Source organism: Synechococcus sp. RS9909, assembly GCF_014279595.1.
Classification (GTDB): domain Bacteria; phylum Cyanobacteriota; class Cyanobacteriia; order PCC-6307; family Cyanobiaceae; genus Synechococcus_C.
The window spans coordinates 1,058,964-1,076,790 of record NZ_CP047943.1; the positions used below are offsets into that span (position 1 = coordinate 1,058,964).

At 57.0% G+C, this 17,827-nt stretch carries 21 protein-coding genes; 11 read left to right on the forward strand and 10 right to left on the reverse strand.

Annotated features, from left to right (window positions below; translation table 11 throughout):
• Positions 1-6: 6 nt before the first annotated feature.
• Together arsJ and SynRS9909_RS05065 are read right to left on the reverse strand one after the other, a co-directional pair.
• Positions 7-1,260 carry an organoarsenical effux MFS transporter ArsJ gene (arsJ, locus tag SynRS9909_RS05060; protein ID WP_007100132.1) on the reverse strand — a complete coding sequence of 418 codons (1,254 nt, stop codon included), beginning with the start codon at positions 1,258-1,260 and terminating at the stop codon, positions 7-9.
• A complete protein-coding gene (locus SynRS9909_RS05065) occupies positions 1,260-2,285 on the reverse strand; it encodes an ArsJ-associated glyceraldehyde-3-phosphate dehydrogenase (RefSeq protein WP_038000740.1) in 1,026 nt (341 codons plus the stop codon). Before SynRS9909_RS05065 ends, arsJ begins: the two co-directional genes overlap by 1 nt.
• Positions 2,286-2,425: 140 nt before the next feature.
• Here SynRS9909_RS05065 and SynRS9909_RS05070 point away from each other — a divergent pair, with 140 nt between their 5' ends.
• Both SynRS9909_RS05070 and arsB read left to right on the forward strand, forming a co-directional pair.
• A complete protein-coding gene (locus SynRS9909_RS05070) occupies positions 2,426-2,764 on the forward strand; it encodes a helix-turn-helix transcriptional regulator (RefSeq protein ID WP_007100130.1) in 339 nt (112 codons plus the stop codon).
• 4 nt (positions 2,765-2,768) lie between these two features.
• Positions 2,769-3,797 (forward strand): ACR3 family arsenite efflux transporter, encoded by a 1,029-nt coding sequence (arsB, locus tag SynRS9909_RS05075; RefSeq protein WP_186593793.1) that lies wholly within the window; start codon positions 2,769-2,771, stop codon positions 3,795-3,797.
• On the opposite strand, the gene SynRS9909_RS05080 is transcribed toward arsB, so the two are convergent.
• Positions 3,776-5,122: an FAD-dependent oxidoreductase gene (locus SynRS9909_RS05080; protein ID WP_038000737.1), complete on the reverse strand. Its 1,347-nt coding sequence runs from the start codon at positions 5,120-5,122 to the stop codon at positions 3,776-3,778. The two genes, arsB and SynRS9909_RS05080, sit on opposite strands and share 22 nt — an antisense overlap.
• Positions 5,123-5,889: 767 nt before the next feature.
• Here SynRS9909_RS05080 and pstS point away from each other — a divergent pair.
• On the forward strand, positions 5,890-6,912 hold the full coding sequence (pstS, locus tag SynRS9909_RS05085) for a phosphate ABC transporter substrate-binding protein PstS (protein WP_071933932.1): 1,023 nt from the start codon (positions 5,890-5,892) through the stop codon (positions 6,910-6,912).
• Positions 6,913-6,977: 65 nt separating this feature from the next.
• Here the strand turns inward: pstS and SynRS9909_RS05090 are convergent, their stop codons facing one another.
• Complete coding sequence (locus SynRS9909_RS05090) at positions 6,978-8,402, reverse strand: MFS transporter (protein ID WP_007100125.1); 1,425 nt, start codon at positions 8,400-8,402, stop codon at positions 6,978-6,980.
• A gap of 391 nt (positions 8,403-8,793) precedes the next feature.
• Between SynRS9909_RS05090 and SynRS9909_RS05095 the strand changes: the two genes are divergently transcribed.
• Positions 8,794-9,165 carry a hypothetical protein gene (locus SynRS9909_RS05095; protein WP_162858283.1) on the forward strand — a complete coding sequence of 124 codons (372 nt, stop codon included), beginning with the start codon at positions 8,794-8,796 and terminating at the stop codon, positions 9,163-9,165.
• 98 nt (positions 9,166-9,263) lie between these two features.
• Here SynRS9909_RS05095 and SynRS9909_RS05100 read toward each other — a convergent pair whose 3' ends face one another.
• The 3 genes from SynRS9909_RS05100 to SynRS9909_RS05110 all read right to left on the reverse strand — a co-directional run bounded on the left by SynRS9909_RS05100 (position 9,264) and on the right by SynRS9909_RS05110 (position 12,657).
• Entirely contained in the window at positions 9,264-11,138 is a 1,875-nt protein-coding gene (locus SynRS9909_RS05100) for an iron uptake porin (protein WP_186593794.1), read from the reverse strand.
• Positions 11,139-11,705: 567 nt separating this feature from the next.
• Complete coding sequence (locus SynRS9909_RS05105; RefSeq protein WP_038000733.1) at positions 11,706-12,404, reverse strand: response regulator transcription factor; 699 nt, start codon at positions 12,402-12,404, stop codon at positions 11,706-11,708.
• A gap of 109 nt (positions 12,405-12,513) precedes the next feature.
• Positions 12,514-12,657 (reverse strand): hypothetical protein, encoded by a 144-nt coding sequence (locus SynRS9909_RS05110; RefSeq protein WP_186593795.1) that lies wholly within the window; start codon positions 12,655-12,657, stop codon positions 12,514-12,516.
• A 540-nt stretch (positions 12,658-13,197) separates the two neighbouring features.
• On the opposite strand from SynRS9909_RS05110, the gene SynRS9909_RS05115 reads away from it, so the two are divergent.
• Both SynRS9909_RS05115 and SynRS9909_RS05120 read left to right on the forward strand, forming a co-directional pair.
• Positions 13,198-13,422, forward strand: coding sequence for a type II toxin-antitoxin system VapB family antitoxin (locus SynRS9909_RS05115; RefSeq protein WP_007100117.1), 225 nt, complete (start codon positions 13,198-13,200; stop codon positions 13,420-13,422).
• The gene (locus SynRS9909_RS05120) at positions 13,419-13,808 is read left to right on the forward strand and encodes a PIN domain nuclease (protein WP_007100116.1); all 390 of its coding nucleotides are present in this window, start codon (positions 13,419-13,421) and stop codon (positions 13,806-13,808) included. Before SynRS9909_RS05115 ends, SynRS9909_RS05120 begins: the two co-directional genes overlap by 4 nt.
• A 281-nt stretch (positions 13,809-14,089) precedes the next feature.
• Here the strand turns inward: SynRS9909_RS05120 and SynRS9909_RS05125 are convergent, their stop codons facing one another.
• The 3 genes from SynRS9909_RS05125 to SynRS9909_RS05135 all read right to left on the reverse strand — a co-directional run bounded on the left by SynRS9909_RS05125 (position 14,090) and on the right by SynRS9909_RS05135 (position 15,122).
• Complete coding sequence (locus SynRS9909_RS05125) at positions 14,090-14,518, reverse strand: hypothetical protein (protein ID WP_038000731.1); 429 nt, start codon at positions 14,516-14,518, stop codon at positions 14,090-14,092.
• 197 nt (positions 14,519-14,715) lie between these two features.
• Positions 14,716-14,928 (reverse strand): hypothetical protein, encoded by a 213-nt coding sequence (locus SynRS9909_RS05130; RefSeq protein WP_007100114.1) that lies wholly within the window; start codon positions 14,926-14,928, stop codon positions 14,716-14,718.
• Positions 14,928-15,122, reverse strand: coding sequence for a hypothetical protein (locus tag SynRS9909_RS05135; protein ID WP_007100113.1), 195 nt, complete (start codon positions 15,120-15,122; stop codon positions 14,928-14,930). The genes SynRS9909_RS05130 and SynRS9909_RS05135 overlap by 1 nt, the downstream gene beginning before the upstream one ends.
• Positions 15,123-15,327: 205 nt before the next feature.
• On the opposite strand from SynRS9909_RS05135, the gene SynRS9909_RS05140 reads away from it, so the two are divergent.
• From SynRS9909_RS05140 to SynRS9909_RS05160, 5 genes are all read left to right on the forward strand, one after another.
• Positions 15,328-15,525: a hypothetical protein gene (locus SynRS9909_RS05140; protein ID WP_007100112.1), complete on the forward strand. Its 198-nt coding sequence runs from the start codon at positions 15,328-15,330 to the stop codon at positions 15,523-15,525.
• A complete protein-coding gene (locus SynRS9909_RS05145) occupies positions 15,522-15,926 on the forward strand; it encodes a PIN domain nuclease (RefSeq protein WP_007100111.1) in 405 nt (134 codons plus the stop codon). Before SynRS9909_RS05140 ends, SynRS9909_RS05145 begins: the two co-directional genes overlap by 4 nt.
• Before the next feature lie 4 nt (positions 15,927-15,930).
• A complete protein-coding gene (locus tag SynRS9909_RS05150) occupies positions 15,931-16,689 on the forward strand; it encodes a thermonuclease family protein (RefSeq protein ID WP_007100110.1) in 759 nt (252 codons plus the stop codon).
• 101 nt (positions 16,690-16,790) lie between these two features.
• Positions 16,791-17,306 (forward strand): hypothetical protein, encoded by a 516-nt coding sequence (locus tag SynRS9909_RS05155; protein ID WP_007100109.1) that lies wholly within the window; start codon positions 16,791-16,793, stop codon positions 17,304-17,306.
• A gap of 82 nt (positions 17,307-17,388) precedes the next feature.
• Positions 17,389-17,826 (forward strand): hypothetical protein, encoded by a 438-nt coding sequence (locus SynRS9909_RS05160; RefSeq protein WP_007100108.1) that lies wholly within the window; start codon positions 17,389-17,391, stop codon positions 17,824-17,826.
• The last annotated feature ends 1 nt before the right edge of the window (position 17,827 follow it).

The following is a 17,827-nucleotide window of genomic DNA, read 5'->3' on the forward strand; positions in this document are numbered from 1 at the left end:
TCCAACTCAAACGGCTGCACTCAAATGTCTCGGCGGCAGTGGAAGTTTCGTGCTTGCCATAAAGGCCAGAGCCACCAAAACCGCAGAGGCCCACAAACAGGCTTCGATCCCACCTATCAAGAAAAGTGCACCGGAAAGTAGAGTTCCGAGAAGACGACCCGCCGCATTAGCCATGTAGTAAAAGCCAACGTTGAGGCTAACATCCTCGGCTTCGGTATAAGAGAGGATCATGTAGCTGTGAATGGACGAATTCATCGCGAAAACAACCCCGAAAGCAGCGAGACCGACAACGACCGCGACACCAGGATGAGCAACATTCCGCCAAAGAGCGATCGAGATCAAAGCGGGAATGGCAGTGAGCACCGCAGCCCAGAACTGAACCGCTGACGGTCCAGGCGGCTGGGTCCGACCCCAGGCTCGGCGCAGGCTGGGAGCGGAGCCCTGCACGATCCCGTAGCCGATCACCCAAAGGCCCATGAAGCCGCCCACCTCCCAGAATTTCCAGCCAAGGGCCTGATCCAGAAACACCGGCAAAGCCACCACAAACCAGACATCGCGGGCCCCGAACAGGAAGAAGCGGGCGAGGGAGAGCACATTGATGCCCTCGCTCTTCGAGAACAGCGACTTGAAGGCGGGCTTCGTCTTCATCCTGCCGATGTCGCGGGGCAACAGCATGGTCACCAGAAAAAACACAGCCAGCCAGGCCGCCATCACCACCACCGCCTTGTTGAAGCCCACGGTGGTGAGCAGCACACCACCCACGAAAAAGCCCAGGCCCTTGAGAGCATTCTTAGCGCCGGTGAGGATGGCCACCCAGCGAAACAACTGGGTCTCGCCCCGGGCCTGGTCGTCCGGGGTTTCCGGCACCACCACCCGGATCGCGCTCTTGGCGCTCATTTTCTCGAGATCCTTCGCGATGCCGCTGAGGGCCTGACAGGCCATCACCCAGACCACAGACAGCAGCTTCGGCCAGGTTTCAGCCACCGGCACCAGCAGCAACAGGGCGACAATCTGCATCAAGGTGCCCACCCAGAGGGTGAGCTTCAGACCGAAGCGGGCACCCAGCCAGCCGCCGTAAAGATTGGTGAGAATTCCGAAGAACTCATAGAAGATGAACAGGAAGGCAATCTCGAGAGTGCTGTAACCGAGCTGTAGGAAGTGGAACACCACCAGCATGCGCAGCGCTCCATCGGTGATTGTGAACGACCAGTTGTTGGCCGTCACGATGGCGTACTGCTGAATCGGCGAGAGGTTGCGCATCAGCGGGCCTCCAGGGCGGCAACATGACAGGCCAGATCCGCCATGCGGCAGCTGTAGCCCCATTCGTTGTCGTACCACGCGAACAGCTTGAGCTGGTTGCCATCCACCACCATCGTGGAGGGGGCATCGATGATCGAACTGCGGCTGTCGTTGGTGTAATCGCACGACACCAGGGGGCGCTCCTCGTAGCCGAGGATTCCCTTGAGCGGCCCTTCAGCGGCGGCCTGGAGGGCGCCATTCACCTCCGCCACGGTCACATCGCGCTGGAGTTCGAATACGGCGTCCGTGAGCGAGCCGTTGAGCAGGGGAACCCGCACCGCGTGGCCATTCAGCTTGCCCTGGAGTTCGGGGAAGATCATGGCGATCGCTTTCGCCGAACCGGTGGTGGTGGGGATCAGGGAGGTGAGACCGGAGCGGGCGCGGCGCCAATCGCTTTTAAACGCATCGATCGGCACCTGGGTGTTGGTGATGTCGTGAATCGTGGTGATCATGCCGTGCACAATCCCGAACTGCTCCTGCACCACCTTCACCATCGGCGCCAGGCAGTTGGTGGTGCAGGAGGCAGCCGTGACCAGGCGATGGCGGGCCGGGTCGTAGAGCTGTTGATTGATGCCGAACACGATATTGAGCGCTTCAGCGCCGGCCACGACGCCCTTGACCGGACAGGCCACAACCACCCGTTTCAATCCAACGCTTTCGAAATAGGGCGCAAGCGTTTCGGGGGTCTTGATCTTGCCGCTGCACTCCAGCACCATCTCCACCCCCTGCTCCCGCCAGGGCACCGCGGTGATGGCGCGCTCCTGCGACCAGCCCACCGCTTGCCCATCCACGCTGAAACCGGAGGCTTCGGCGTTGAGGCTGCGATCCCAGCGGCCATGCACGGAGTCAAACTCGAGCAGATGGGCGGCGATTGCGGCGTCTCCGGCGGGGTCATTGATCTGAACGATCTCGATACCGGGGCGACCCCACAGGGCCCGGAACACCAGCCGACCGATGCGGCCGAAGCCGTTGATGCCCACTCTCATAGCCGATGCAGCAACTGCACCCACTATCCATCAAGACGAGTTGATATGTTTTATGGCGCGGTTAAGGGGCGGCGCATCAGTGGGTTGCTGCGGCTCCAGCGACAGCAATCGCAGCAATTAGATTTGATTGAACTGCCGAGATGCCCGTGTCCCTCGCCCCAGCGCCCCCGCCTCCGGCACTGGATCCGGACCAGGCCCGAGCGCTGCTCAAAGCCCTGGCTGATCCGATCCGCCTCCAGGTGATCGAAGCCCTTGGTGACGGGGAACGCTGCGTCTGTGATCTCACCGAGCAACTGGGTCTGGCCCAGTCGAAACTCTCCTTTCATCTCAGGGTCCTGAAGGAAGCGGGGCTGCTGGTCGACCGTCAGAGCGGCCGTTGGGTGTACTACCGCTTGCGAACGGAATCGATTGAGCAGCTGCGTGGCTGGCTGCAGGGCCTTGCTGCCCACTCCGCAACTCCTGCCAAACCCTGTCGCTGAGGCCATGAGCATCTTCGAGCGTTTCCTCAGCCTGTGGGTGGCCCTCGCCATTGCGGCAGGCGTGGCTCTGGGGGCCCTGTTTCCCCAGATTGCTGAGGACGTGGCCACTCTGGATGTGGCCCGGATCAATCTGCCGATCGCCCTGCTGATCTGGGGGATGATCTACCCGATGATGCTGGCGGTGGATTTCGGCTCCATCGGGGCCCTGCGGCGTCAGCCCAAGGGGTTGGTCGTCACCGTGGTGGTGAACTGGCTGATCAAGCCGCTCACGATGACGGCCATCGCCTGGCTGTTCATCCGCGGCCTCTTCGCCGCCTGGATTCCGGCGGCGATGGCCGATGAATACATCGCCGGCATGATTCTGCTGGGGGTGGCGCCGTGCACGGCCATGGTGTTTGTGTGGAGCCGCCTCTGTGCCGGCGATGCCAATTACACGTTGGTTCAGGTCGCGATCAACGATCTGATCCTGGTGTTTGCTTTCGCGCCGCTCGCCGCGTTCCTGCTTGGCGTGAGCCAGGTGTTGGTGCCGTGGGACACCCTGCTCACGGCGGTGGGGCTGTTTGTGGTGGTGCCTCTGCTGGCGGGGTGGTTCACGCGGCTGCTGTTGCGATCACCGGGGCGGATCGAGCGGTTGGAGCAGCGGCTCAAACCCCTGGCGATCGTGAGCCTGATTGCCACCGTGCTGGTGCTGTTCATGGTGCAGGCGAAGGCGATTCTCGCCAATCCCCTGGCGATTGTGTTGATCGCCATCCCTCTGATTGTGCAGACCTATCTCATCTTTTGGATCAGTGCGCAATGGATGCGCCGCTGGGGGCAACCCAGGGCGATTGCGGCGCCTGGAGCGATGATCGGCGCCTCGAATTTCTTTGAGCTCGCTGTGGCTGTTGCCATCAGCCTGTTTGGACTCAACTCCGGTGCAGCCCTGGCCACCGTGGTGGGCGTGCTTGTGGAAGTTCCCGTGATGCTCTCCCTGGTGGCCATTGCCAATCGCAATCAACGCTTGTTCCCGGATCAAGCGGCTGCATTGCGCTGAAGACACCAGTGCTGCGCGGCCATCTGCACCGGATCCCAGGGGCTGGAGAGGGGGGGTGTGTAGCAGAGATCGAGATCACTGATCGCCTCGATCGTGAGTTCATGAAACAGGGCCTGCGCAAACGTGTCGAGCCGTTTGGCCACCTCGGCTCCCGCTGGGCCCACCATCTGCGCCCCCAGGAGGCGTCCGCTTCGGTCATCGCCTGTGATCCTGAAGTGCAGGCTGCCCGCACCGGGCACGTAGGCCTTATGGCTCCAGCACTTGAAGGCCGCGCTCCGGGCCTGCCAACCTGCAGCCTCGGCTTCGCTGCTCCGCAACCCCGTGCGGGCCACCACCTGATCAAACACCTGCACCACTTGGCTACCGAGGGTGCCGGCGTAGTGACGCGATCCACCAAGGGCGTTCTCACCGGCGATGCGACCCTGCTTGTGGGCGTTGGTGCCAAGGGGTTGATAGCCGTGGCGCTGCAGCAGGCGGTGGTAGGTCTCCACGCCATCGCCGGCGGCCCAGATCTGATCAACGCCCGTGCGCATCTGCCGGTCGACCACCATCGCGCCGCCTGCCCCCAGGGCAATCCCGGCGCTGGCGGCCAGCTCGGTGGCGGGCACCGCCCCAACGGCCAGCAGCACCATCTCGGTGTGAATCATGCTGCCATCACTGAGCTCCGCAGCCAGAGCGCGCCCCTGGCGGTGGATCGCACGCAAGCGCTGATTGAGATGCAGGCTGTGGCCGCGTTGCAGGAGGGCCTGCTGAAGCGATGAGGCAAGACTTGCGTGAACCGTGCGCAACAGCGCCGTGTTGTGCTCCACCACGGCCAGCTGCAAGCCGCGGCGATGCAGGGCATCCGCCATCTCCAGACCGATGTATCCGCCGCCCACGATCACGGCATGGCGGGGCTGCTGCTCGAGCAGAAAGCTCTGCAGTCGAAGTGCATCCCCCATCCAGCGCAGGCTGAACACACCCTCTTCGTCGACGCCCGCGAGTTGCGGCCGCCTTGCGCGGGCTCCGGTGGCCAGGATCAAGCGGTCGTAGGGAATCCGATGGCCCTTGTGGGTTTCAACGGTTTGGCGGCTGGCATCCACAGCCACAGCGGTGGTGTGGGCCTGAATCTGCAAACCAAGCCGCTCCAGCTCCGACAGACTGCGATGGGCCAGTTGCTCGGGCATGGCGGTTTGGCCGCTGATCAGAAAGGGCAGCCCGCAGATGCTGTAGTTGGGGTAGGCGTCCCTGAGCAATACGGACACCTCTGCGTTGGTATCGAGCTCACGGATGCGAATCGCCGCACTGATGCCAGCGTCACTGCCTCCAATGATCAAGACGTGCATGGTCAAGCAGGAAACCGAACAGCCGTACCTTTTGTACTGAAGCCTTGGCTTACAGACGTGATGTCAGACACCTAGGAGTTTGTTGCCGATAGAGTGAGGGGGCGTGGCATCACGCAGGAGATCGACGTCCTCGATGTGGACAGCAGCTGTTCGACTCCCTGGACAGGTCATGCCATGACTTCCCTGCAAGTCACCGGGGCAGCTCCTCGACAAAAGCGTGGGAAGAGATGCACCCGACCATCAAAGGCGATCCGGCTTACCCTCAGGATCATGAGTTGTCGCTCAAAAGAAAGACCCAGCGAGCGTCTAAAAGAGACGAACAAATCTTACGCTCGAGAGACTAAAAAGCATCAGAAAACTTCTCGTTCACAGCACAGTACTGCTCAAGGTAAGCAACAAGAGCTTGCTGAACAAAACGGTTCAAAGTCGTTTGGCGATATCTGGAAAGACGCTTGGCATCTTCGTAGAGTGAATCTGAAACCTTAAAGGTAACACGCGCCATAAGACTCATTCAATTCAAATCTATTTCAATCGAGATGCGCGCAAGCGCGATCAAGAGAAGATTAAGGTGCAATCGGAACTACTTGGCACAAGAGCGAGAAAACGAAAAGCCAATAAGTTGAGCTTATAGACGTATAACCTTGGCATAATCCATAAACTAAAACGCGCCGATACATTGAGTGCAACTACAAGGAGGGAGTGTGCTCATTAGTCTCTAAAATACTTAATTCACATCTCAAACAAAGAACAACCCCCCTTAAAGAACAATGCAACGACAAGCAAAATTAAAAGCAGCTTGCACATTGGCTGTCATCAGCGGTGCCCTTTTGACCACAGCATGCACGAGCGGCACAAACAACACAGCAAGCTCCGGTTCTACAGAGGCTGTCAAAGGGAATCTGGATGCAGCTGGCGGCACATTTCCCGCCAACATCTATATCCGATGGTTCAAAGAATTACAGCCAGAGGGAATCAATGTGAATTACCAGGCGGTAGGATCAGGAGCTGGCATTAGACAATTCACTGCTCAAACAGTTGATTTTGGTGCGTCTGATGCCCCGATGACAAAAGAGCAGACGGAGAAAGTCGAGCGTGGAGTCATTCAAATACCGATGACAGCCGGTGGAATCGCGGTTGCATACAACAATGCCGATTGCGAATTAAAGCTCTCACAAGATCAACTGGCAGGAATTTTCCTTGGAAAAATCAAGAATTACAAGGAGTTAGGTTGTAACGACAAACCAATTTCTGTTGTGCACCGATCAGATGGATCCGGTACAACATTTAATTTCACAAAGCACCTTTCTGCCATCAGCAAAGATTGGGAGAATGGACCAGGCACTGGCAAGTCTGTGTCATGGCCTACGGGAGTCGGTGCCAAGGGAAATGAAGGTGTCTCCGCTCAGGTCAATCAGATTGATGGTGGTCTTGGCTATGTCGAAATGGCGTATGTAAAGAATAAGCTAAAAGCGGCAAGCCTGCAAAATGCTTCTGGAGAGTTCGTTAAGCCAACGAATGAGACTGAATCGGAAGCATTAGGCTCTATCGACTTAGGACCAGAGCTCATTGGCGGAAATCCAAATCCTGCCAAGGGATATCCCATTGTCACATTCACATGGGTGTTGGCCTATGAGAAGGGGAATGGAGAAAAGACAGCGCTCCTCAAAAAAGTGTTTAATCATATGCTGTCTGAAAAAGCACAAGCTATGGCGCCAGAGCTGAGTTATGTTTCGCTACCTCCAAGTGTGATTGCAAAATCAAAAGCAGCCGTGGATAGGATTAGTCAATAAGGCATAAAACTTAGCAAAGAGGTAGGGGGCATAATGTGCCCCCTACTGCTTATACCTGCCTCAAGTCAAACAGACTCAAGATCGCGACCATTGGGCTCAATTCGATACAGGAACGTAACGATGGCACCAAGGATGGAAGTCAAAGCAAGAAGCGGAAGCAAACGTCCCGTGCCAAGATTCTGCAAAAGAACCGGAAAGAAGAATGCCGTGAGCACAGCACCCACCTTTCCAGATGCAGCAGCAAAGCCTGCGCCTAACCCCCTCACGCTGGTTGGAAATAACTCTCCAGCAAGTAGGTAAGTGATGGCATTGGGACCGAAATTTGTTGAAATTTGGAAGAGGAAAAATCCGACGACAATAATGGTCACATTAGAACCGGACGAACCACCGAGAGTCGCCACCGACAATCCAATCGCGCAACCAATAAATCCAATGACTTGCAAAGGAATGCGACCCCACTTATCTGCGAGGAAAATAGCCAAGATGATTCCAATTACAAAGCCGATGTCAACCAGAGAGGCACCACGAGCTCCCAGCAAGTCATCGTGGATAACAGATGCAACAGTGTGAGCATTGGTCTTATTACCAAAAGCTGCACCAACGATCACGGGTGTGAAGATTCCAATTCCATACGTTGAGAGATCTTGCAAGAACCAGGGGATAGAAGCAAGGATCGTGGCTCTGAGAGTTCTGCCTGGAATAAACAAAGCGCCAAAACCCGACAGAGCAGGCTGGTCATTCCCAGCCTGATTAGATTTGGGTTGCGCAACAATCTTCAAGGATTTGCGGTTAAGCAATCGACTGAGATTAAAAGTAGCTTTTTGCTCAAATCCTTTTTGGAAAAGCCACAAACTACTTTCAGGAATAAGGCAGCGTCCCCAAATGACAAGCGCGACGGGGAGCATGGGGATCACATAGAAAGCCCTCCATGTTTGCAGCTCAGGCTTCCATGAGAGAACAACAGTGGCAATAATCGTTCCAAGAAAAACACCTACGGCTTGAAAGCTGAAAGCACCTAATACAAGCCTACCCCTTATTTTAGCCGGAATATTCTCAGATATAACGAGGTGTGCCATCGGGTAATCGGCTCCCAAAGCAACGCCCACAACAAAGAGAGAACCAATAAGTGTGGGAGCATTCGGAGCCACTGATGCCACAACAAGAGCAATCAGCATTAAAATCATTTCACCAATAAAAATTGGCTTCCGACCAAAGCGGTCTCCCGCACCACCAAGAAATAAAGCACCAATCAAAATTCCAAAAAGAGTCGCTGCGGTAAAAAAACCTTTGTCGGAAGCGTTGAGACCAAACTCTTCACTGACGAGAGGTAAGGCAATTCCACTCATGAACACGATCAGTCCTTCAAAAAACTTTCCTGCGGTGGAAAGGAACCAGACCAACCACTGCATTTGCGAGAGTGGAGCGGAAGGCAGCTTCGATCCATCATCCCAAATGGGAACATCTTCAATGTACTGCTGGACTGATTTCATGTGAAAAATGAAACTAATTTAATATAATGACAGCCTCGACTTGATCAACAAAAAGCGAGGAAGCCTGATTAAGGCTGTGATTAAGGAAGTATAAGCCAAGCTGATCAAAGAGGGTGGGGCAAAGCTCTCCAACCATCGAGCGAGTGACGTGAGCGAAGATCCCCCGATAAGGCGATGAATTTTTTAGGGAGCGAAAAGTAGAACAAGGAAGTCCTCAAAACTGACCCTCACGCATAGCTTTATGGCGAAACTAAGCAAAGTTGCGGCTGATATAAATCGCGACAAAACACGGTATCGCTTGTGTGTCATCGATCTCGATACGAAGACGATTGAGTCAATTGTCTTCGCAGAAATAGTTGATTGCATCCGGGGAGGCAGTTACCAGAGGATCGTGCACGCATACGACAGGGAAATCGGAGCGATAGAATTTATTCATGAAAAACTAAAGGCAAATTTGGATGAGGCGGAAATATTCAGCTCAAACCCACGGACAGGCACATTGACATTTTCCTCAAAAAGCGTCGCCGAATGGCGTCAGGTTCGCCGCATTGAGGACCTTGCTGGAGGCGTCAAGATAGATCATTTAATCCTTACAATTGAAACAGCGAAGACATGGAGGCTGGAGAAATCGTTTTGGTTGAATCTGATGAACGTTGCCGATCGAAGTCTTGTCTTCATCGGCAACGCTAGTGAGGTTGATCTGGATCTAGAATTACTCGAGTCAATGGAATGGATGGTCTTCAGGGATGAGGTGGGGTGCTGAATCACTTGATGGAGACTTGAACGACAAGCTCTGAATCAAAACATGAAAAAACCCCCTCAACTTGAGGGGGTTTGCACCGATGAGTTGATTCTGAAAGATCAGAACTTGAAGGTGGTCTGGATCAGACCGCCCCAGAGGTTGAACTGACCGTCGTAACCCTGGCCGTTCTGAACCAGATTGCGGGTATTCTGGCCCATCGGACGAGACATGTAGAAGATCGCCGGGGTCACAGCGATGTTGTCGGTCACCTGGAAGTTGTAGTACCACTCGAAGACATAGTTGCCATCGAAGGGAGTGTCGCTGCAGAAGCCATCGAACTTGCCGGTGCAGTCCTCAAGCTGGGTGGCGAAGGTGGGCTGACCGAAGGCGAAGCCGAAGTCGTTGCCCTTGAGGAACACGTCATCCCACTTCATGCCCACCATCCAGCTCTGGCTGGTGACCGGGGAACCGGGCAGCTTGTCGTTGGTGGTGTTCTGGTTGATCGCCCAACCCACGGAGAAGGAGGGGATCCAACCTGCGTTCTTGGGCTGCCAGTAGGCGTTCAGGGCGTAGCTGTTGGTGCTGCCACCGCTACGGACGGCATAACCGTTGTTGTCCTCAACATCAGAGAACAGGGAACCACCGGTCAGACCAGCAGCGTTGTACTGCTGCTGGTAGCAGTCGTTGTTCCACTTGCCGTCGAATTTGGCGAAAGTGGTGCCGCGGCGCAGGCCATTGCCGGAGTCGCACTGACCGTAGCGGTAGGCGAAAGCCAGACCCCACTCAGGGCCGCCATAACCGATCTGAGCCAGGAAGCTGGCTTCCGAGTTGTCGGTCATGAAACCACCATCATTAGGATTGGTGATGTTGCCGTTGCCGTCATCAGCCACGTAGTTGACCGACACGCTGAAGGCATTGGCGCCCTTCTTGGTGTTCTGCTTCCAGTAGGCACCGATCAGCTGACCGGTCTCCTTGTTGTACACACCACTGGTGCCCATCAGACCGGTCCAGTCGAGGATTTTGATGGCACCCTTGTTGTAGACCGATGGCCACATGGCCAGGGCCTCGGTGTTCCGGGCCAGAGCACCGGCAATCACTGTGAACTCTTTACCGACGGGGAACTTGTAATACAAGCGGTCCAGCTGCACCGCATTGTTGATCGTACCGCTCGCACCGGAATCGGTGGCGATATCGAGAGCAGTGAGGTTTACACCCGCACCACCGAACGCGTTCTTACCCTTGGTGAAGTTGCCAGCGCGCAGACGGGCATACAGCTTGTCCTTACCGGTGAAGCTGGTGTTGAACGCCAGACGCTGGTCGTAATTGAAGGTAAAGGCGCCGTAGTTGGCGTTGTAGGCGTTCGCGCCACCCTTGAAGCCGTTGCTGGAGTACGACTTGCTGTTCTTGTAGGTCTTGCCTTTGTCGGTGTAACGCTTCACCGAAGCGGTGCCGGTCTTGCCGTTGAACTTGTAGTTGCGGTTCCGGTAGACGTACTCGGAACCATTGTTGCCACCAGCGTTGACAGCACCGGTCACGAAGGTGGTCTTGCCCTTCAGTTTGGTGGTGGTGGAGAACTGAGTGGCTTCCAGTTCGCCCACTTTGGCTTCGAGGCCATCGACGCGGCCCTTGAGGATCGCCAGTTCACGCTCGAATTCCTTCATCAGGCGCTTGAGCTCGTCGGTCACTTCGGTGACGCGGTCGAGACAGGCGTTCAGCAGGGCGGCCGCTTCAAAGCGGGTCATGGCGCGCTGACCGCGGTAGGTGCCGTTGGGGTAACCGGCAACGCAGCCGTAACGCTCGATCAGGTTGCTCAGCGCCTGGTAGGCCCAGTCGGTCGGATACACATCCGAGAACTGGGTGATGCTGGTGACCTGCTCGCCGGAAGCGGCGTAGTCAGACACGCCATTGATGTTCAGCTCAGCAGCATTTGCCGCCACAGGAGCCAGAAGGCCCAGGGCAGCAGGCGCCACCAGCAGTTGCTGGAAAAGTTTCATGGGGTCCTCACACCATGGATTTGAGAAGGGACAGAAGTCCCGTCGCATGCTGTCCCGCTTGATACAAAAGGTCTCAATGGAATGAACACATGGACAAGCGTCCAGCAAAACGCATTAATAAGTGTCTACCGCGAAAACGCGAATACCTTTTCCGGGACAAGATAAATTTGTTTCGTGTGAGGTTTTTTTGCATTTATCGGTGGTTTCTACCTCCATGAGCATCAGGTAGGCTCTCGCTTTTAGCACAGTAGTCCTTGAGCGCATCGCTCAGTAGCTGGCCCAGATTTTTGTCATCAAGCATCGAAGCCAACTTTGCTCGTTTATGAAGCTCATCCGAAACCTGGCAAGTAATGTGTCGCATGATTGATTGAAGTGAATCGAGCTAACAGTAGCAATACAAGGGGGCGAGTGACGAGCACTCCCAAAAGCTCCGAAGAGGGTGTCCTTGATTGCCTTAACAGTTTGGGCAATAGTTCACGAAGCCATAGACAGAAAAGTTCTAGCTTCTCGAGTGTTGCCCCAAAAGGCAACCTGCAAATAATCGAGGACGGATGTGCTCGAGACGAACTAGGAAGCGAACGAATCGCTTTTCACCTTGCTCGCAAGGATTGCTGCTTGAGCTCTAGACCTGACAGCCAGCTTCGAATAAATTGAATTGAGATGGGATTTTACCGTCTCAATGGAAACAAAAAGCTGTTCAGATATTTCCTTGTTGGAGAGCCCATCGGCTAGAATGTAAATGACTTCGAGCTCTTTCTTGCTCAAATCATCCCAGCCAGGTGGTCTTATCATGCTGATTTTGTCCTGCACATCAGATGGGATGTATGTGCCGCCAGAGACGACGCGTTCCAGTGCCTTGTAAAAGTCCCCATCGACACCTCCACCAATAGAGCTAATGAATACAACGCCATCCGCACCCGAATCCATTGCTTCCATGACAACATCCTGGCTTTCTCGCCTCAAAAAGATCACACATTTTGTTAGAGGGGAAACGGACTTGACTCTTTCGACAAGATTAATACCATAACCCTGCGCCAATTCCTCTGTGCAAAAAAGAATATCGGGCTTTTCCGTTTGCGAGCAGGAGACGGCCTCCTGCTCGGTTGTGAAACAGCCAATCAGTGATTGACGCACTTGTTGAACATATGAGAAAGCAGCCAACGTCAGGGGATCACCGAATGCAGCGACTGTTTTAGCTGAACGAAACAGCGGTGTTGCACGCTGAATTAATTGATCAGAAACAGGAGAATTATGGGGATACCTCATAAACGAAGCATGTCAGGCTGAACCGATGGTCAGCATAGAAAATCATAGGAGTGTCTGATGTCGTTCAGGTCACAGATTGGCTCTCTAGAAACCAAAACCTTGAAGAAATTCACAATCCACAGGATGAGGTGGTCTTTAACGGTGCGCGGAAGAAGGCCTTGTGTTGCTGGGCGAGCTCCTTGAACTCCAGGGTGAGGCCAGCTTCCTGAAGATCGAGCAACCAGTTGTCGGGTTCAGATGGTGATGAAGCCAAGGATCTGATCCGCTGGTGAGAACGAGCGCCTCGGACCCGCCAGTCAAAGGATTTGATCTACTCACTCGGGGTGCGCCTTCCTGTCGCCATTGCTCGGAAGGCAGGCCTGCACGACAACCAGACCGTGGAGCTCAGCTTGGCGGCCAGGCTGGAAGCCTATCGGCCGATGTCCGGCGAACCCATCGAAGCCATGGCCTGGGTACCGCCCACCAGCAACAAGTTCAGATCGCCATGGGCCACCAGTTCCACATTGGGCACCAGCCGTGGAGCAGAGATCGCGCCAGATGGGCGGCATCAGCGGGAGAGCGCATCAGATGCACCGTTTCCATCAGGCTGTTGTCAGTACCAAGCGACATCCAATCACCGCCTTGAAGCCCAGGCCCATGCGGACGTTGCGGTGCCACCGCAACAGCTCAGATTTGTTTCCGCTGATCCGGTTGGCACTCAGCCAGCGCCTGGTTCCGGCCACTAACGAGTTCTTGCGACCAGGATCAATGTGTAGACACGCGCTAAGCTCTACACATCAGCACCTGTCGGCCCATGCGTACCAACATCGTCATTGACGACCAGCTGATGCGCGATGCCATGCAAGCCAGTGGTGCGCGCACCAAGCGAGAAGCTGTCGAACGCGGACTGCGGACCCTCGTCAGGCTCGAGCAACAACAGCACATCAAAGCCTTTCGCGGCAAGCTCATCTGGGAGGGTGATCTTGATGACTCGCGCATGAGCCATCGCCCCGATCCTCAGGCCCAGGCCCAACGGTGATCGTTGTCGACTCCTCGGTCTGGATCAACTTCTTCAATGGCGTGCACAGCGCAGAGGTGGACCGACTCGATGCGTTGCTGGGCCACACACCGATCGCCATCGGGGATCTCATCCTGGTGGAGGTCCTCCAGGGCTTTCGCAACGAACAGGATGTTGCCACCGCGCGGCAGCTGTTTCGTTCCCTGCCGCTGCTGCCCATGGTCGGTGGCAGGAATGCCACAACAGCAGCGGAGAACTGCCGCACGCTGCGGCGCAAGGGCATCACGGTGCGCAAAACCATCGACGGCCTGATCGCCACCGCCTGCATCGAAACCAACCTGCCCTTGCTCTTCTCTGACCGCGATTTTCAGCCCTACGTGGACCACCTCGGCCTCGCGGTGGCCTGACACGCAGCACCGCTGAGGGGAATCCTCTGGGCAGTTCCGTCCTCTCTCCCCATGGACTGCCTGCCCACCAACGCCGCTCCAGCCTGGGCAGGCCGTTGACGCGCAACACCAGCCAGCTCAGGGCCGTGCAGTTGAGCAGATCAAACGCCTGTGTGGTCCCCTGAAACCCCAGGATCCCGGGGGAGATCCAGACCACCAGCCGGCGAGAATCCATAGAGCGCGACAACAAACTGCGCCATAGGGTTCCATGAGTCTCTGGCCGGCTGTTTCAAGACACTGCGCTAGGCGAATGGGTCCGATTCCACTTGAATCAGCATCAGGACTGCTTCTTCTGGTCCGACCGCTCCGGATCGATGACCTTTGGCCTCACCAATTAAGCGACAATTCTGATCAGCACCGAAGGAGAGCTCGCCGGGCCCCATCTCGACTCGAGCACCATCCATCGTTTCGACGAACCAACAGCCACTGATTGGCACGATCCATTGTGGCGCGGGATTTTCATGCCAGCCGTAATCAACGCCAGGAACGAGGGTCAGAAAGAAGATTTTGGTTGGCTTTGGCGAAGCATCTGATTTCCAGATGCTTGTCATTCCCTCAATAAAGGTGGTTAACTCGAAATCAGCAAACTGGACCTTCTTCTGATGACTGATTCCCTCGCCATCACGCCACACATACCAAACATCAGACCCAGTCTTTACAGAACGATCCATGCCAGGCACGCAACAGTCTCAAGTGAACTGTAAGCAGGCTCAGTGTTTTTGCACAGAACAGGTTGTACCCCCCTGCGTCCATTGCTTTCGCCAATCCTGGCGCACCTACAAGAACACGCTCAGGAACGGGCAGGGAGCGATCCCTCTCCCCCCAAAGAAGCTCGCGTCGCCGGGCCTCTACCGAGAAGGTCCAGTTGCTAGATGTCGGTGGGCAGCATCAGAGTGCGCCAATCCCCCCGATCGGTGCTCACCTCCACGCCGATCGAGGCCTGATAGGAATCCAGGGCCCGGTTGACGCTCCAATGGCGTGCTGCATCGAGGGCCTCCTGCAGAGACGGGAAGTGAACATCTAGACAGGGATGGGGCTGCATCGCAGCATCGATCAGGCGATAGCGACGGTCGTTTGACATCAGCTGAGATTCGCCAGAGATGTGTCGCTCACTGGTGCACCCTCGAGTTCCAGTTCCCGCACCAGCTCAAAGGCGGTCCAGACGTCCTCCACCTCCCGGCAGTGATGGTCGGTGTCGCAGACCCGGTAGCGACCGGGTTGCAGCCGCTCAATCGAAGAGCCGCGCGGGGTGCAGGCAACAGCAAAGGCAGGCATGAATCTCAGGCGTCTCAAAACTGTCTAGGCCCGGTTCGCGGACGCTGTTGTGATCGATGCAGCATTCAGCAACCGGCCGGCCAGTTCCGCCGCCTGGAGGCAGCTGGGAAGGCACCGCATTGACAAGCGCTGCCATGCTGACCCCAAAGTCCGACTCTGGGAGGCCCGAACCATGAAAGTCACCGTTGAACTATCGGACTCTGAGATGAGCGAAATCCTTGACCTGACGGGCGAGCGCAAAAAAGGACCCGCCATCCGCCGTCTGATGGAGGAGGCTTTGCAGCTGCGGCGCAGGGCTCGGATTGCCCAGAAGTTTCTCAACGGTGAGTGGGGGGTGGAGTTGGACACCTATGAGGCCGACCAGGAGCGCGAACGGAGGCGCACTCAGGAGCTCAGTTCATGACCCTGCTCATTGACACCAGCCTCTGGATCGACTTCACCCGGAGCCGCAGCCCGCTGGTCCTGAAACAATTCATTGCGCCATATGTGCTGGATCCCACAGCCCACCTGGCTGAACCGGTGCGTTTCGAGGTGCTCCGCGCTGCGACGGGTCAAGAGGCTCGCCAGCTGCAGGCCCAGTTCGCCAGCTTGCCCCTGCTTGCCACCCCAGAGAACCTCTGGCAACGGGCCATCGATCTTGGCCAGGCCTGCCGTCAGATCGGCCGCACGTTGCTGAGCCTGGATCTGCTGATAGCCGCTGTAGCCCTGCACCACAACGCCGTGCTGGTCACCTTCGACGCCGACTTTGAAGCCATAGCCTCGGTGAGCGCCCTGCGTCTCAACCGCCTGACCCGCCCTGTCTGAACCCATGACGGACCATCCCGTCAAACGCCGCAAAAAGCTGATCCGCAATGACGCCCGGCCGCACCGCTGGGTGGCGTTGCAGCAAGACAAGCGCGCCAGGGGCCTGTTCTGGGCTGGTGGCGGGCTGCAGCGTTGCCGGAAGTTGTTGGCTGAACGCGTCAATGACGCCGAGGCCTGCTCCGCGTTGGTGCCTATCAGCGCAGAGCGGGTCCTGGAGCTGGTGCTCAGCCAGGAAGAAGCCAAACCCCAAACACGCACTCCAGGCCCCTGGCGGCTGGTGCTGCTCACCTCAGCGGTCTGGCTGGCCCTGCTCGCAGGGCTTGGTGGCCTGCCAGTTCATGCAGCTCCCGCCACCGTCGTCTCCGTTGGTGATGGCGACACCCTCAGGGTGCGCAAGGCGGGGCAGACCATCACCATCCGCCTCGCCTGCATCGATGCGCCGGAACGCAGCCAGAAGCCCCATGGCAGCCAGGCCAGCCAGGCGCTCAAGGCCCTGCTCCCCATCGGCAGTGGCATCGATCTGCGGGTCAAAACCACCGATCGCTACGGCCGCTCCATTGCCGAGATCAGGCGAGGTGGCCGGAGCATCAACCAGGCCCTCGTGGCCTCGGGGGCTGCGTTTGTCTACTGGCAATACATCAAAGGCTGTGACCGGCAGACCTACAGCCGCCTGGAAACAGAAGCACGTCTCAAGGGCCTTGGCGTCTGGAGCACAGGCGGCGGCATCACCCGCCCCTGGGACTACCGGCGCGGGCGGCGGTGAAATAAGCGACTCCTGCAGGAGCTCCAGATTCGTGCTTCGCACAAGAACGGAACCAGACTCCTGTGGGTGGTCCCACAATGAGGTTCTGCTGGCATTGATCAATGAGCCGCGAGATTGATCCTTACCGGATTCCCAAGGCCCGCTGGGAGGTGGCTCCCGTTGCGGGCCTCGCTGCCATCGATATCAATGCCAATGGTGGTGCCTGGAGTGGCCGCGAGTTCATCGGTGAGTCCACCCTCGGCGGTGTCGCGGTTTACGCGATCTACCAGGCCCTGCTGACGGCACTGCGCACAGAAGCGCTGCGCAAGCGTGGCGCCATCGACCGGCAGACCCAGGTGCAGGCGATTGCCTCAAGCGTCTGGGAATCGGCCAAGCATGGTGCGGTCGTCAGCCTGGTGCTCAGCGTCGTCCTGCTGGTCTTTCCCTGGCTCGGCGTCCCCCTTGCCCTGGTTGGGTTCGTTGGTCTGGGCAAGGCCTCAGTGGATTTGCTCCATGCCTTCTGGGATGGTCTCGATGCAGAGCAACGCCAGGAGCTGCATCGCGCTGCTTTTGAGGCGGGTGTGAACCTCAAGCGGTTGCTGGCCAAAGGTGGTCCGGGTCAACAAAGGTTTGCGTGATCTGCATCGTTCCTGATTCACCCGTCTGGGGGATGGCCCAATCCCAGCCGCTGCTGGCAAGTTGGGAGCATGGATCACAGCTATGAGCAAAAGTTCTGCGCGCCGCTTCCCTGCCAACCCCCCGGATGAAGAGCTCCGGGAGACCTACGACGCGATGCGTTCGGCTTTGATCAGCGTGAACATCTCCCGCGGTATCTATCGCAGCCAGAGCGATAAGCGCGGTGTGGTGATCGCGGAGCTGCAACGCGAACTGCAGGAACTTGAGGCCGATCTGGGCAATGAAGCCAGGGCCAAAGCCAGGCTGCATGCGATGAACAGCCGTCTGGTCACCGTGATCCGCGAACTGGAGGCCACCGGTGATGCCATCGCCGACACCGTGGAAGAAAGCGAGCAACAGAGCGGCTTCTGGCTGGTGCGGATGTTCCAGCGCCTTGTGCAATTGGCGCAGCAGTGGCGATCGGTGAAAGCCAAGGCCGCTGCCATCGCCAGGGAAGCCAACCAGATCGAACCCGAGGCCTGAA